At 45.8% G+C, this 15,368-nt stretch carries 9 protein-coding genes; 2 read left to right on the forward strand and 7 right to left on the reverse strand.

Features of this window, described 5'->3' with window-relative positions; genetic code table 11:
- Nucleotides 1-95: 95 nt before the first annotated feature.
- Nucleotides 96-680, reverse strand: a complete 585-nt coding sequence (gene rpoE, locus NST70_RS16450) for a DNA-directed RNA polymerase subunit delta (RefSeq protein ID WP_014096735.1) — start codon at nucleotides 678-680, stop codon at nucleotides 96-98.
- Between the two features lie 1,011 nt (nucleotides 681-1,691).
- Between rpoE and NST70_RS16455 the strand changes: the two genes are divergently transcribed.
- Together NST70_RS16455 and NST70_RS16460 are read left to right on the forward strand one after the other, a co-directional pair.
- Nucleotides 1,692-2,372, forward strand: a complete 681-nt coding sequence (locus NST70_RS16455) for an ABC transporter ATP-binding protein (protein ID WP_014096734.1) — start codon at nucleotides 1,692-1,694, stop codon at nucleotides 2,370-2,372.
- Nucleotides 2,365-4,830, forward strand: coding sequence for an ABC transporter permease (locus NST70_RS16460; RefSeq protein WP_342475459.1), 2,466 nt, complete (start codon nucleotides 2,365-2,367; stop codon nucleotides 4,828-4,830). Before NST70_RS16455 ends, NST70_RS16460 begins: the two co-directional genes overlap by 8 nt.
- Nucleotides 4,831-5,088: 258 nt before the next feature.
- Here NST70_RS16460 and icmF read toward each other — a convergent pair whose 3' ends face one another.
- The 6 genes from icmF to NST70_RS16490 form a co-directional block, all read right to left on the reverse strand.
- A complete protein-coding gene (icmF, locus tag NST70_RS16465) occupies nucleotides 5,089-8,343 on the reverse strand; it encodes a fused isobutyryl-CoA mutase/GTPase IcmF (RefSeq protein ID WP_342475460.1) in 3,255 nt (1,084 codons plus the stop codon).
- A gap of 65 nt (nucleotides 8,344-8,408) precedes the next feature.
- Nucleotides 8,409-9,044 carry a TetR/AcrR family transcriptional regulator gene (locus tag NST70_RS16470; RefSeq protein WP_026685111.1) on the reverse strand — a complete coding sequence of 212 codons (636 nt, stop codon included), beginning with the start codon at nucleotides 9,042-9,044 and terminating at the stop codon, nucleotides 8,409-8,411.
- A 19-nt stretch (nucleotides 9,045-9,063) separates the two neighbouring features.
- Complete coding sequence (locus NST70_RS16475; protein ID WP_017550325.1) at nucleotides 9,064-10,206, reverse strand: acyl-CoA dehydrogenase; 1,143 nt, start codon at nucleotides 10,204-10,206, stop codon at nucleotides 9,064-9,066.
- A 33-nt stretch (nucleotides 10,207-10,239) separates the two neighbouring features.
- The gene (locus NST70_RS16480) at nucleotides 10,240-11,376 is read right to left on the reverse strand and encodes an acyl-CoA dehydrogenase (RefSeq protein ID WP_013860764.1); all 1,137 of its coding nucleotides are present in this window, start codon (nucleotides 11,374-11,376) and stop codon (nucleotides 10,240-10,242) included.
- Between the two features lie 41 nt (nucleotides 11,377-11,417).
- Nucleotides 11,418-12,596 carry an acetyl-CoA C-acetyltransferase gene (locus NST70_RS16485; protein ID WP_029142436.1) on the reverse strand — a complete coding sequence of 393 codons (1,179 nt, stop codon included), beginning with the start codon at nucleotides 12,594-12,596 and terminating at the stop codon, nucleotides 11,418-11,420.
- Between the two features lie 437 nt (nucleotides 12,597-13,033).
- Nucleotides 13,034-15,151, reverse strand: coding sequence for a (Fe-S)-binding protein (locus NST70_RS16490; RefSeq protein WP_328228482.1), 2,118 nt, complete (start codon nucleotides 15,149-15,151; stop codon nucleotides 13,034-13,036).
- Between the last annotated feature and the right edge of the window lie 217 nt (nucleotides 15,152-15,368).

Genomic DNA, 15,368 nt, shown 5'->3' on the forward strand with positions numbered 1-15,368 from the left:
GGTTGCAAGGGGGAGCTTGATTTATTTTGCGATATTCCGTCCTTTTCAAAGGAGCCCAAACATAATACTACCGTTGTCCTGGAAAGAAGTCAAGACTAATCTTTGTCGTTAGCGTCTTCCTCTTCTTCGTCTTCAGTAATGTCGAAATCATCCGTGAGCAGTTCATCGTCTTCGAAAGTTTCATCATCATCTTCATCTTCATCGATATCAGAAAACTCATCGTCAGCCAAATCTTCGTCTTCGGCCAAATCTTCATCTTCCTCGTCTTCGTCGGCAAAATCCTCATCATCATCTTCGACGACATCATCGATATCCTCAAGATCGAGGTCCTCATCATCAATAATGTCCTCTTCTTCCTCGACAACTTTCGCTTTTTTCCGCTTCGTTTTTGTTTTCACGGTGTGGGTCACTTCTTCGTCAATCTGGTCAACCGGGTACCAGGCGCGGAGACCCCAAGTGTTGTCCCCCAGGCTGATAAATCTCCCGTCAATGTTTAAGTCCGTATAGAACTGGATCATTTTTCTTTCGGTCTCTTCTTCCGGCAATCCTAAAACCGCGCCGATTTCCGCAAGCAAGTCCTGGAAGGAAGTCACTTGTTTCTTTTCCTCCAATATTTGTTCCGCCAACTCGATAAAAGACATTTCCTTCAGTTCTTCTTTCGGCAACTGTCGCAAGCTCACGCGTCGCACACCCTTTCTCATTGATCAAAACTGCTATATGGCAGGCAAATGCTAATCTTTGCATGATTTAATAGAAAACATATTTACCATTATATACAAAAAGCAAACGTTTATGCTAGCCCCGCGGCCTTTTCCGGCTTTTTTTATCCCGGATTTTTAAGCGGCCCGGTGTCCTCATCAGCCGGTATGCAAGATAAAACAGAAAAAAAGAGAGGATTAAAAAAGGGATGGCACCAAGTTCTTTACTGTATAAATAATACCCAGCCAGCAAAAAAACGATCATACCGCTGCATGATAGTAAAATTTTGATGAAAGAAAACAAACAGTCCACATCCCTTGAAAAAATAAGCGATTGACGAGTCCTACTCCCACCTTCCGCCTATTCAAGCACATCTCCTATATCCTTGTCCATTTTACATCCATCTGGTAGAAAGAAACAACAGAATTCTATGTGGAAAGAAAATTTATTTTCGTACTTGCCATTGAGCGAAAGCAAAAAACCGGCATTCAGCTGCCGGTTTTTTGCTTTTGGAAGCACACGCTGCATTTTTGTCCAGCGGCAACTCCTAGCGGAAAATGCTATTTGGGTCGTTCAGCTTTGCTGGCACTGTAGTTTTAGCTGTATCAGTATCCAACTTATCCTTTGTTGGCCCGGTAACGTTTGCAACAATACTAAAAGAATGGCCAGAACGCTTGGCACCTGCTTCAGTCGGAATATATAATGCTAATATCAATATTGTCGGTATGAGTAAACTCACATTATAATTGGAATATTATGTTAAACAGATTCTTTTTTAAAAAGTTCCATCATTATCAATATACTGGAAACTTCAAAATTCAGAGAGTAGTTTTACTTCTCCCATTTTGCCAGCCATTCACAAAAAATGGCAACCACTATGCCGCGAGGAGATCTCTTCTATGAATAATGACTTACGATGCAGATCCATACCTAAAATGACCATATGAATACATAGCTCAAAAATATTATCGTTTTTATTGAAGGAGAATATTATGGAAGCATTAATAGAAGCTAATCGAATTTGTAAAAGATATAATCAAAAGAGCAGTAACATGGAATTGAAAGAAACATCCCTTACCATTCAAAAAGGAAAGATTTATGTCATTGAAGGGAAAAGTGGAGCAGGGAAATCAACCTTGTTAAATATTCTGGGAGGAATGGAGAAACCCACATCTGGAAAAGTATATTACAAAGGAAAATCCTTTTATGATCTAAAGGATTCGGAACAGGCTGCTATTAGAGGAGAACAATACGGATTTATATTCCAATCTTTTCAACTTATTCCGGAATTGACTGTAAAAGAAAATATAGAACTTCCACTCATGTTTATAAATAGGCATGAAAGAACAAATAAAGTGGAAGAATTAGCTGGATATTTAGGGATTGAAAATCAATTACATAAGCTTCCTGACTTTTTATCAGGAGGGGAACAACAAAGAGTAGCCATTGCCCGGGCACTTATTACTGATCCCGAAATTATATTTGCCGATGAGCCCACCGGTAATCTTGATGGAGAAACAACCAAAAAAATGATCCATTTATTCACAAGTCTGTGTAACAAAAAAAATATAACACTGATTGTTGTCACTCACGAAAAGAATTTATTCGAATTTCCAGATACTTTGTTTCTTATGAAAAACGGGAGATTGCAGGTGATACAAGAAAATGTTTAATTTAAGCATGAAAATTCTTTTATCGCGAAAAAAATGGTTATTTCTCATCGCTGGTTCAATTGCGATTGTTCTATCATCCGTAGCTTCTATATTTATTGCTTCTGAATCTGTAAGATCGGCAATTAAACAAAAGGCTCAGAATACTTACGGAGAACATACCGGTATGTTAACAAATATTACAGAAACAAAAAAATCATTGTTGAAGAGAAATAAGGGGATATCGGTAGGAGTATATCAAATTATTGGTAAAACTAAAGTTAGTAGTGATAGATTTGCAACGGTGGGCTGGATGGATAAAAAATCAATATTATTGGGGCATTTAAAATTAATAAGTGGGAGATTTCCGGAGAAGCCAAATGAGGTTGCGATAGAATCTGCGTATTTACAAGGCCCTTTAAAAAATTGGAGAATCGCGGAAAAAAGAACAATCAAAATTGGCAACAGCACGAAAAGCTTACGCCTTGTTGGAATAGTAAAAAATTATTCATCACAATGGTCAGTAGCCGAGGATTTTGAGAAGGGTGTCAATGACTTCCCGAATATATTTATATCTAAACAGTTAACTACCAATTATAAGAAAAATAATAGTTTTTTGTTCAAATATAACGAAAGCACAAAAGATTCGTTTGAAAAATCAATAGATCTTATTAATCACTATGACCAACAAGGCACTGTTAATAGTCGATTATTTAATAACGGACTAAATCAATGTGATACTATCAGGTCCTTATCGATTACATTTCAATTATTAATTGTGATTCTTTCACTATTTTCTATAAACAGTCTCATTTTATATTTTACCCAAGATCAACATAAAAAATTGGGTATTATGAAATCCGTAGGTGCAAGTCAACGAGCTTTATACCGCATATACATTTACCAAGCTGTTATTATTTTTGTTTTAAGTGCCTTATTTTCATTTCCTATAGTATATTCTATTCAGTCACTAATCATTCATTTCTCATACAGAGAGTATTTTTCTAACTTTATGCTGATGATTGAAATGGTTGGAATGAGTATATTACTATACATTGGATTATTCTTTATGATCTTATTTTTATTCCTTAAAAATGTTAAGGAGTCCGGCACATTACATGTACAAGAACTATTGAACCAGCAAAATCGTGTAAGTTTCAGCGAACGATATAAAAGCGTTTTTAAAGGCTTTCATTCTAGCTATGGAAAATTATTAGTGAAAGAATTATTTTCGAATCCGAAGCAATTCTACCTTACTGTATTAATTTTATGCTTTTCATCTTTAACATTCACATTTACAAATTATATTCAAAAAGATAATTTATATAGTTGGGAAGGGCTTAAATCCAAGTATTATTTAAACTCCCAAGAAGCTTTTAGCTTTAAAACACAACAAAATTTAAAAGTATTAAGTCACCAGGGATTAACCTTTACAGAAGCTGAAGTAAAAAAACTGGAAAAAACACCCGGGGTTTTATACATAGATAAAACTCCATTCATGGAAGATGTCGAAACGCTAATTGATCGGAAAATGATTACACCTTCCATTAACAATTGGATCTTTAATGAAAACTCTGCTTATAAAACTTATAATAATAAAATTATTATTCCGGATGTAAAATACGTTCTTCTCAATAAAGACGACTGGAAAAATATTGAGGCTCCAAAGAAATATAAAGATCTTGATGGCAAAGCATTCATTTATAATCCAGTTAACAAGAAAAACACAAACGAGGATAAAATCTTAGTTGGAAATACATTGACTTTAGTCAGATTGTATAAAACGCCAACCGGAATGAAAACCAGTCAAAAAAAGTTAAAAATTCTAGATGTTATTCATAAACCATTTAAATATAGAGTCAGCCCTTCTGTAGAAATAAAAAAAGATGACTTTATTATTTTGATGGACACTCAAACCGCAGTAAAATCCGGTTTGTTCCATGGGTTTAATGAACTTGAGATTTACACGAAAAAAGATATCTCTCATAAAGAAAAAATGAATCTTGATAAACAAGTAAAATCCTTATCGTCAACATTTCCTGGCAGCTTAGTGCAGAATACTTCTCAATTAATAAAAGACGATAATAAAATTTATAATTATCTCAAGGTGCTTGGCATGCTTTTGTTTTTTGTCTCTCTTATCCTCACTGCGATTTCCGTCACGATCATGATCTTTAGCAAATATCAAACTCAGAAGAGACAGTGGGGCATTTACTTATCTCTTGGGATGAGTAAAAGAAACATCATGCAACTCGTTTTTAGCGAAATATTCATTTATGTTTTTGTCTCTATGATTTTAAGTATGTTAATTTGTTGTATTGGATTGATAATGTTACCGCGTCAGTATCCCCTTGTTTTCTATTTTAAATATTTTCTGTTGTCTATTTTAATTGAAATCAGTTTTCTCATTATCGGGGGCTATATAATAAATCGTTCCTTACAACGTCAATCAATTGCTTCTTTCCTTAGAAGGGATGAGTAACACGCCTTGGACATAAATAAAGAAGCGAAAAGCTATCGTGATATGATGCAATAGCTTTTCGCTTCTCTTTCTTTTTTCTAATTCATTCGCAATATGAATAGAACGCGTGTATAATCGAAATTTTTGCCAGTTTTTTAAGAACAATACTTCTTGCAGCCGGCTCCTCGGATAGCATAACCTGCCCGTAATAAAGCCCTTAGCTTATTCCGGCCAGAACATTTGCCTGTCGGATACGGGCAAGGCGGCGGGACTTTCTGTTCACATATTCCTTCTGTATTGCCCGCCAATTTGGTAGAGGGTGTTGGTGATTTGGCCGAGACTTGCGACTTTGACGGTTTCCATAAGCTCGGCGAAAATATTGCCTCCTGAAACCGCGGTTTGCTTTAATTTTTCCAGTGCGGTTTCCGCTTCTGCTTTGTGGCGGGCCTGGAAATCACGCAAATTTTTGATCTGCAAATCTTTTTCTTCCTTTGTTGCCCGCGCAAGCTGCATATTGTTCAGCTCGTCCTCGCTTTTCGGGTTTGGATTCAGGAAGGTGTTGACGCCGATAATCGGAAGGGCGCCGGAATGCTTTCTGACCTCGTATTCCATGGACTCTTCCTGAATTTTCCCTCTCTGATACTGGGTCTCCATTGCGCCGAGTACCCCGCCGCGGTCATTGATACGCTCAAATTCCTCCAAAACGGCGGCTTCGACAAGGTCTGTCAGTTCTTCAATGATAAATGAACCTTGCAGCGGATTTTCATTTTTCGACAATCCGTGCTCTTTTGTAATAATCAGCTGAATCGCCATCGCGCGGCGCACCGATTCCTCGGTCGGTGTCGTAATCGCTTCATCATATGCATTGGTATGGAGCGAATTGCAATGATCCTGAAGGGCCATCAGCGCCTGCAGCGTCGTGCGGATATCATTGAAATCAATTTCCTGTGCATGGAGCGACCGGCCGGATGTCTGAATGTGGTACTTCAGCTTCTGGCTCCGCTCATTTGCCCCGTATAAATCGCGCATCACAACCGCCCAGATTCTTCTTGCAACACGCCCGATCACCGTGTACTCCGGATCAAGCCCGTTCGAGAAGAAGAATGAAAGGTTCGGGGCAAAATCATCCACCTTCATGCCCCTTCCTAAATAATACTCAACATAGGTGAAACCGTTTGCAAGTGTGAACGCAAGCTGTGAAATTGGATTCGCACCCGCTTCTGCGATATGGTATCCGGAAATCGAGACCGAATAATAATTGCGCACTTTATGGTCAATAAAATACTGTTGGATATCACCCATCATCCGGAGTGCAAATTCAGTTGAGAAAATGCATGTATTCTGGCCCTGGTCTTCTTTTAAAATATCCGCCTGCACGGTGCCCCTGACCGTCTGCAGCGTTTTTTCGCGCACCTCCGTAAATTCCTCGACGGTTAAAACGCGCCCGAGCTCCGCTTCTTTCTTTTTCACCTGCTGGTCAATTGCCGTATTCATGAACATTGCCAGAATGACCGGCGCCGGGCCGTTAATCGTCATGGAAACAGAAGTCGAAGGCGCACAAAGGTCGAACCCTGCATACAGTTTTTTCATATCATCGAGCGTGCACACACTTACCCCTGACTCGCCGACTTTTCCGTAAATATCCGGGCGTTCGTCCGGATCTTCGCCGTACAGCGTTACCGAGTCAAAAGCCGTGCTCAGCCGCTTTGCCGGATCATCTTTTGATAAATAATGGAAGCGCCGGTTTGTCCGTTCCGGTGTCCCTTCCCCCGCAAACTGCCGCTTCGGATCTTCTTCCTGTCGCTTAAATGGGAAAACACCGGCCGTAAAAGGAAATGCCCCTGGCACATTTTCTTTATACAGCCATTTTAAAATCTCGCCCTTGTCTTCCCAATCTGGCAGCGCCACTTTCGGGATCGGAAGCCCGGACAAGCTTGTTGTCCTGATCCTCGTTGTGATCTCTTTATTGCGGATTTTGACAGTGACCGTCTCCCCGCTGTATTTTTGCTTAACATCCGGCCAGCTTTTCAAAAGGGTTTTCGATTCTTCTGTCAGCCCTTTTTCCGCTTCCGTACGAAGCGCTTCAAGCGATGTAATCACATCCTCTGCTGCCCCGGACTCCTTTGCGGCCGTAATGGCGCCTTCAAGTTGAAACATTCTCCGTGCGAGCATTGCCTGTGCCTCCGCCTTTTTATGGTACCGGCGGACGGTTTCCACTATTTCCCGCAAGTAATGGCTGCGGCTTGCCGGGATGATGGTATGCCGGTTGCCCGCTTCCTGCTTTTTCGAAAAAGACGAGCGAAAAGCCGTACCGCTCTTTTCATTGATTTTTTCCATCAGGGCGCCATATAAGGCGTTTGTCCCCGGATCATGGAACTGGCTGGCAATCGTACCGTATACCGGCATCTCATCCAGGCTTTGATCAAACAGCAGATGGCTCCGCTGGTACTGCTTTTGCACCTGCTTTTTCGCATCCTCTGAACCTTTCCGCTCGAATTTGTTGATCGCAATGAGATCCGCGTAATCGATCATATCAATTTTTTCAAGCTGGGAAGGCGCTCCGAATTCGCTCGTCATCACATACATGGCAACATCGGAAACATTCGTAATTTCGGCGTCCCCCTGGCCGATCCCGCTTGTTTCGATCAAAATCAAATCAAAGCCGGCAGCCTTTACAATCCGGATGGCGTCATGGATGGCAAGGGAAAGTTCGGAACGGGAGGCCCTCGTAGCCATGCTCCGCATAAAAACGTTCGGATGGAAAATTGCATTCATCCGGATCCTGTCGCCAAGCAATGCGCCCCCCGTTTTTTGCTTCGTCGGATCGACCGAAAGAACGGCAATTTTGCTTTCCGGATGGTCGTGCAAAAAACGGCGAATCAGTTCATCTGTCAAGGAGCTCTTTCCCGCTCCCCCGGTACCGGTTATGCCCACGACCGGCGCTTTCTTCACAGCCGACACCGCAGCTTCAAGGGCAGCGAGCGCTTCCTGATGGTTCAAATGGTTCTCGGCATAAGAAATCAGCCTGGCAACAGAACCGATCCGCCCTTCGCTTAAGCGCTCCACCTCTTTTACAAAATCCGCTTCCGTTACCGTCGGGTGGTCGCACTCCCGGAGCATGATATTGATCATCCCCTGAAGGCCGAGCTTTCTGCCGTCCTCCGGTGAAAAAATCCGCGCGATCCCGTAGTCATGCAGTTCTTTCATCTCACGCGGGATGATGACGCCTCCGCCCCCGCCGTAAATACGGATTCCGGAGGCGCCATTTTCCTGGAGCAAATCATACATATACTTGAAAAACTCGAGATGCCCTCCCTGGTAAGAAGAAACGGCAATGCCTTGGACATCTTCCTGAATCGCCGCCTGGACAATTTCGCGTGCCGAGCGATTGTGACCGAGATGAATGACTTCCGCACCGCTTGCCTGCAAAATCCTCCGCATAATGTTGATGGAAGCATCGTGACCGTCAAACAAACTGGACGCTGTGACAAAACGGACCGCATGTTTCGGGCGGTAAATTTCTGTATCAGCCATCATATCCTCCTTGTCTTCATCAGGATTAAGTTAAAACGCATAAATGAACCCCGGGATGGAAAAATTTATGCCATCATATCCCTTGTCTCAAGGCCGGAAAACAGCAAATGGGTTTGCAGACGGATATAATCCTCAATTGTAAACTTCTTTTTAAATGCCCAGCGGCGGAAAGCCCACATTTCACCCTGAACAAAAATATTGTGGGCGAGCATCTCCATCTCTTTTTCATCCAGATCAAGTTCGCCGTTTTCCGCGCATTTTCTGATCATTTTTTCAAATATGCCGACCATTTCCATTTCCTTTTTTAATACATATGGCAGTGCTTCTTTTGTCAGTGATTTTGCTTCCTGGTACATGACAAGTACTTCATCTTGCAGTTCGTCAACAATCCGGAAATAATGGGCAATCGCGAGTTTCAAACTTTCAAGCGTCCCCTGGCCGGCATCAATGCGCAGCAGCCTGTCGCGCACTTCATCATAAATCCGGTCGCACACCAAATAGAGGACATCCTCTTTTGCCCGGATATATTCGTAAAGCGTCCCGATGCTAAAGCCGGATTTTTTGGCAATTTCCCTCGTTGTCGTCCGGTGGAACCCCTTTTCCTTAAAAAGCGCGACGGCGGCATTGATCATTTGGTTTCTGCGCTTTTCAATCAGCCTTTCGTCCCTGACCGATGCCGGCACAAACTTTTTTTGGCTCACAAACGGCCTCCCCTCTCCGTCAGTCCCTTGTCAGCATTCTTGAAATGACAAGCCGCTGGATTTCCTGCGTCCCTTCGTAAATTTGCGTAATTTTGGCATCGCGCATGAACCGCTCAACCGGATAATCTTTTGTATAACCGTAGCCGCCAAAAATCTGCACGGCTTCTGTTGTGACTTTCATCGCCGTATCGCCGGCAAATAGTTTGGACATGGCAGATTCTTTCCCGTACGGCAGCCCGTTTGACTCAAGCCAGGCCGCCTGGTACGTTAACAGCCTTGCCGCTTCGACTGCAGTGGCCATGTCGGCGAGTTTGAAAGACACGCCCTGGTTTGCTGCGATCGGTTTGCCGAACTGTTTCCGCTCTTTCGCATAAGCTGCAGCCGCATCGAGCGCGCCCTGGGCAATGCCGACTGCCTGGGCTGCAATGCCGTTGCGCCCGCCGTCCAGCGTCATCATCGCGATTTTAAAGCCCTGTCCTTCTTCCCCCAGCCGGTTTTCTGCCGGCACCATGACATTGTCAAAAATGATTTCCGTTGTGGTGGAAGCCCGGATGCCCATTTTCTTTTCCTTTTTGCCGGTTGAAAACCCGGGAAAATCTTTTTCAATGATAAATGCGCTTGTACCATGGTGTTTGCTTTTCGGATCGGTGAGGGCAAACACGATGTAAATATCCGCCACGCCGCCGTTTGTAATGAAAATTTTGGAACCATTTAAAACATAATGGTCTCCTTCACGCCTGGCCGTTGTCACCATCGCGCCCGCATCAGAACCCGACCCCGGCTCCGTCAAGCCGTACGCGCCGATTTTTTCCCCGCGGGCAAGCGGAACGAGGTATTTCTGTTTTTGTTCTTCTGTGCCGAATTTAAACAGCGGCCAGCTGGCAAGGGAAGTATGTGCCGAGAGGGTCACGCCGGTTGAGGCGCACACACGCGACAGCTCTTCCACCGCGATGCAGTATGCCAGAAAATCGCTCCCGATCCCGCCGTACTGCTCCGGCCATGGAATCCCGGTCAGGCCAAGCGCCGCCATCCGGTCAAAGATGCCACGGTCAAACCGTTCGTTCTCATCGCGTTCCGCTGCTGTCGGCGCTACTTCCTTCACGGCAAAATCGCGTACCATTTTCCGGATCATTTCATGTTCTTCACTTAAACGAAAGTCCATTTTTCTGCCTCCAATTTTTTTATCCAAGACAACTTAAAGCCTTTTCTCCCGCAATAATTGATTGCTGATCACGATTCTTTGGATTTCACTTGTCCCTTCATAAATTTGCGTAATTTTCGCATCGCGCATGAACCGTTCAACCGGATAGTCTTTCGTGTATCCATATCCGCCGAAAATCTGAACGGCTTCAATCGCTGTATCAACAGCTGTTTGGGAAGCGAGCAGTTTGGCCATCGCCGCTTCTTTTTTGCAGCCCAGGCCGTTGCTCCGCAAAAAGGCTGACCGGTAGACAAGCAGTTTGCTGGCTTCGATGTTTGTTGCCATGTCGGCAAGTTTAAAACCGGTACCCTCAAATGCGTGGATGGGTTTTCCGAACTGGCGCCGGTTTTTTGCGTATTGAAGTGCCAGTTCATAGGCGCCTTCCGCAATCCCGAGGGCCTGTGCCGCGATCCCGATCCGGCCGGCATCCAGCACCGCCATTGCGATCTTAAACCCTTCCCCTTCTTCCCCCAGCCGGTTCTCAGCCGGAACCTGGAGATTTTCAAAGTGAAGCTGGACAGTTTTTGACCCGTGCAGCCCCATTTTTTTCTCATCCTTGCCGGTCCGGAAACCCGGCATGGTCTTTTCAATAATGAAAGCGGTGATGTTGCCGTCTTCCGTGCGGGCAAATACAATATACGTATCCGCCTCGCCGCCGTTTGTAATGAACATTTTTGAACCATTGAGCACATAATGCCCGCCCTGTTTTACCGCTTTTGTTTTTAAATTCTTCGCATCCGACCCCGCCTCGGCTTCCGTCAGGCAAAAAGCCCCCAGGTATTCCCCGCTTGCAAGCTTTGGCAAATATTTTTGTTTTTGCGCTTCACTTCCGAAATATAAAATCGGCGCGGTCCCGACGGATGAATGGACGGAAAGGATGACGCCAATGGTCGCGCTGGCTTTGGAAATTTCATGAACAGCTATAACGTATGCAGTAAAATCCAGCCCCGCACCGCCGTATGTTTCCGGAATGGTGATGCCCATCAGACCGAGGGTTGCCATTTTTCCAAGTATTTCACGCGGGAACATGCCGCGCTCCATGTCGCCCGTAGCCGGCAAAATTTCTTTTTCTGCAAAATCCCGTACGGTTTTTCTTAACAAAAGCTGTTCTTCCGTAAACTGAAAATCCATGATCAGGTCCCCTTTTTTGGGTGGTCATACACGTTGAAGTTTTATTGCACTTCAATCATGACGGCATCGCCCTGGCCGCCACCGGAGCAGATGGCTGCGATCCCGGTCCCGCCGCCGCGCCGTTTCAGTTCGTATGCAAGGGTTAAAATAATGCGCGTGCCGCTTGCACCGATCGGATGGCCTAACGCAACCGCGCCGCCGTTTACATTCACCTTATCCAAATCGAGCTGTGCGATTTTGCTGCTGGCAAGGGCCACAGCGGCAAATGCTTCATTGATTTCAAACAAATCAATGTCATCAAGCTTTCTTCCTGTTTTTTTCAGGATTTCGTTGATCACAAGCCCCGGCGTCTGCGGAAAATGCTGCGCCTCCACCGCCACTTCCGCATGCGCCACAATCTTTGCAAGCGGCTTCAACCCTGCTTTTGCAGCCCGTTCAGCGCTCATTAAAACAAGTGCAGCCGCCCCGTCATTCACACCCGGAGCATTGCCGGCCGTGATGGTGCCGTCTTTGTCGAAAGCAGGCGGCAGCTGGGACAGTTTTTCAAGCGTCGTATCCGCGCGCGGCGGTTCATCCTGTTCAACAAGCAGCGCAGGGCCTTTTCTTTGCGGGATTTCCACCGGAACAATCTCTTCGGCAAACTTGCCGGAATGGATGGCTTCCAATGCTTTCTGGTGGCTTCTTAATGCCCAGCGGTCCTGAAAGTCGCGGGTCAGCCCGAACGCTTCCGCCGTGCGGTTTCCGTATGTGCCCATATGGACGCCGGAAAATGCGCAGATGAGTCCGTCATGGGTCATCATGTCTTTCAGCTGGACATCGCCCATTTTCAATCCCCATCTTGCCTTGGGCAGGAAGTAAGGGGCGTTTGACATCGACTCCATCCCGCCGGCTACAATGACTTCCCCGTCTCCCAAACGGATGATCTGATCCGCCATGGTCACGCTCCTCATGCCGGAAGCACACACTTTATTCACCGTTTCCGTTTTGACTTCCCACGGAATGCCGGCGTGCCTTGCCGCCTGCCGGGATGGGAGCTGCCCCTGGCCGCCCTGTAGGACATTCCCCATAATCACTTCATTTACTTCCCCGTTTTCAACGCCCGCTTTTTCCAATGCATGCCGGATCGCAATCCCGCCTAACGCGGACGCCGGAAGTGCAGCCAGTTTTCCCCCGAATTTCCCAAATGGCGTACGCGCCCCGTCGATGATCACCGTGTTCAACCATCTTCTCCCCTTTTACAATGGATTTATGATAAGCGCCGGCAATTTGCACGAACGCGAATCATCGTTCATTCATAGTCCCTTTGTTATTTGCTGCCAAAACAGCAGCGAACTTCCCGATGCTTTTGGAATGGGTGAAAAGCGCCAATCGAGCGAACGCTCAATCATCGTTCATTCATGGCCCTTTGCCGTTCGTTTCCCAAAACAGCAGTGAGCCTTGCCTTACTGTGTGATTTATGAAAAGCGCCGGCAATATGCATGCGCTTACATTCCCAAACCATTATCATCCTGTGTGATCTGCCGCAAAAAAACGGCGGAGAATCTTCCTTTTGCATATCCCATTCTCCGCCGTTTTTGCGCAGATGATTTGCCGGTTTAAAATCTACCATGATCTGCTTTTCCTGCCGAGCATCCCGTTTTGCGGCGGCATCACCCGCTTAAGAAACTGCATCCGTCTGCCCCGGCGCCCCGCAGACCGAACGTTCAAGTATTTCGGCGACATCCAGGGTTTTCACGGTGTCTTCCACTTCTTTCGCTTTTGTACCGTCAGACAGCATTGTCAGGCAGTACGGGCATTCCGTGCTGATGACTGTCGGATTCACGGCAAGCGCCTGTTCGGTCCGCGCCACATTAATCCGGTGCCCGGTATCTTCTTCCGTCCACATTAATCCGCCGCCGGCCCCGCAGCACATCGCTGTTTCACGGTTCCGCTCCATTTCCACAAGCTTTACGCCCGGGATCATTTTCAAAATGTCACGCGGCTGGTTATAAATATCATTGTACCTGCCGAGGTAGCAGGAATCATGGAAGGTAACCGTTTCATTGACTTCGTATTTCGGCTTTAAGCGCCCTTCTTTCAACAGCTCGTAAAGTACTTCGGTATGATGGTAGACTTCCCCTTCAAAGCCAAAATCTTTATATTCTTTCTTAAACGTATTATATGCATGCGGATCGATCGTCACGATTTTTTTCACACCGTTCTTTGTAAACTCGGCGATGTTCTGGCCGGCCAGTTCCTGGAATAAAAACTCATTGCCAAGCCTGCGTGCCGTGTCTCCGGAGTTTTTCTCCTTGTTGCCGAGAATGGCGAATTTCACGCCCGCTTCATTCAGCAGTTTCGCAAACGACTGCGCGATTTTCTGGCTGCGGCTGTCGTAAGACCCCATTGATCCGACCCAGAATAAATATTCGAATTCCTCATCTGCTTTCTTCATTTCTTTGACCGTCTTGACCTCGATATCTTCGCGTCCTTCACGCCACGACTCGCGCTCTTTCCGGTTCAGCCCCCAAGGATTGCCCTGACGTTCGATATTTTGAATCGCCCGCTGTGCATCCGGTTTCATTTTTCCTTCCGTCAAAACGAGATAGCGCCGCAAATCGATGATTTTATCGACATGTTCGTTCATAACCGGGCACTGGTCTTCGCAATTCCGGCAAGTCGTGCATGCCCAGATCTCTTCTTCGGTAATGACATCGCCGATCAGGCTCGGATTATAATCGAGTGCTGCAGCTGCCTCTTCCGCCCCGCGGGTTGCACTTTCCCGGGCGAGCCGGTTTCCTGTCGTGTTGGCAAAAGCAAACGCCGGAACCCACGGTGCTTTAGACGTAACGGCCGCGCCGTAGTTGGTCAAATGGTCCCTTAATTTAATGATCAAGTCCATCGGTGAAAGCATTTTTCCTGTTCCGGTTGCCGGGCACATATTCGTGCAGCGGCCGCATTCCACACAGGCGTAAAGATCGACAAGCTGAAGCTGCGTGAAGTCCTCGATTTTGCCAACGCCAAAACTTTCCTGCGATTCGTCTTCAAAATCGATCGGCCGTAATTTCCCGGTATCCCCGAGCCGGTTCAGATACACATTCGCAGGCCCTGCAATCAAATGGGCATGCTTCGACTGCGGGATATAGACAAGGAAAGTAAGCAGCAGCAACAGATGGATCCACCATGCCACGTAAAACACAACGGCCGCTGCAGTTGGTCCAATCCAATGAAAGGCCGCTGCAATCCTGGCTGCCACCGGTTCCGTCCATGACGGCTCCTCAAAGTGCCAAATGATTTCCATGCCGCCCCCGACCAGGACAGAAACCATTAGCCCGCCGATAAAGATGAGCACAAGCCCCGCTTTAAAATCGCGTTTTAAGCGGACGAGCTTCTCAATGTAGCGGCGGTAAAACGCCCAGCCGACCGCAAATAAAATCACGAGCGTGACGATTTCCTGAAAGAAAGTAAATCCGGGGTAAAGCGGCCCGAGCGGCAAGTGCGAACCCGGCGCAAGCCCCTTCCATATGAAATCAATTGCGCCGAACTGGACGAGAATAAACCCGTAAAACATCATCACATGGATGGCGCCGCTCTTTTTATCCTTGAGCAGTTTTTTCTGCCCGAAAACGTATACCCATATTTTTTTGAGCCGCGCCTTGACATTGTTGTCGAATTCCTGTTTTTTCCCCAATTTGATATACTGGATCCTTGTCCTTACCAAATACGCAAAAAGGCCAATGCCGTAAGCGGTTACAGACAGAAACAACAACCAGTTTAACCATAATAAGATGTGCATTTTTCTCCCGACGCTCCCTTCGTTCATTCGTGCTCGCACAAAAAAGCAGGTAATTTTCCGAATCTTGCTTACCTATATTATATAATGAATGAGCATTCAGTCAATCCTTTTTTCTTTATTTTTTTGAATTTCTTTGTGCCTGTTTCCGGCTTTTGTAAGTAGAATCGGCCGCATTTGGGGAAGAATAAAGACATGGACTCGGCCACGGAAAAAATCG

It is taken from the genome of Weizmannia sp. FSL K6-0777 (genome assembly GCF_038593185.1).
GTDB lineage: Bacteria > Bacillota > Bacilli > Bacillales > Bacillaceae_C > Weizmannia > Weizmannia faecalis.

Bases quoted from the DNA above. Each gene is read 5' to 3' on its own strand.
- NST70_RS16475 (WP_017550325.1), bottom strand. From the start codon at position 10,206: ATGGACTTTCGTTTAAGTGAAGAACATGAAATGATCCGGAAAATGGTA.
- NST70_RS16455 (WP_014096734.1), top strand. From the start codon at position 1,692: ATGGAAGCATTAATAGAAGCTAATCGAATTTGTAAAAGATATAATCAA.
- NST70_RS16490 (WP_328228482.1), bottom strand. From the start codon at position 15,151: ATGCACATCTTATTATGGTTAAACTGGTTGTTGTTTCTGTCTGTAACC.
- NST70_RS16460 (WP_342475459.1), top strand. From the start codon at position 2,365: ATGTTTAATTTAAGCATGAAAATTCTTTTATCGCGAAAAAAATGGTTA.
- icmF (WP_342475460.1), bottom strand. From the start codon at position 8,343: ATGGCTGATACAGAAATTTACCGCCCGAAACATGCGGTCCGTTTTGTC.
- NST70_RS16480 (WP_013860764.1), bottom strand. From the start codon at position 11,376: ATGGATTTTCAGTTTACGGAAGAACAGCTTTTGTTAAGAAAAACCGTA.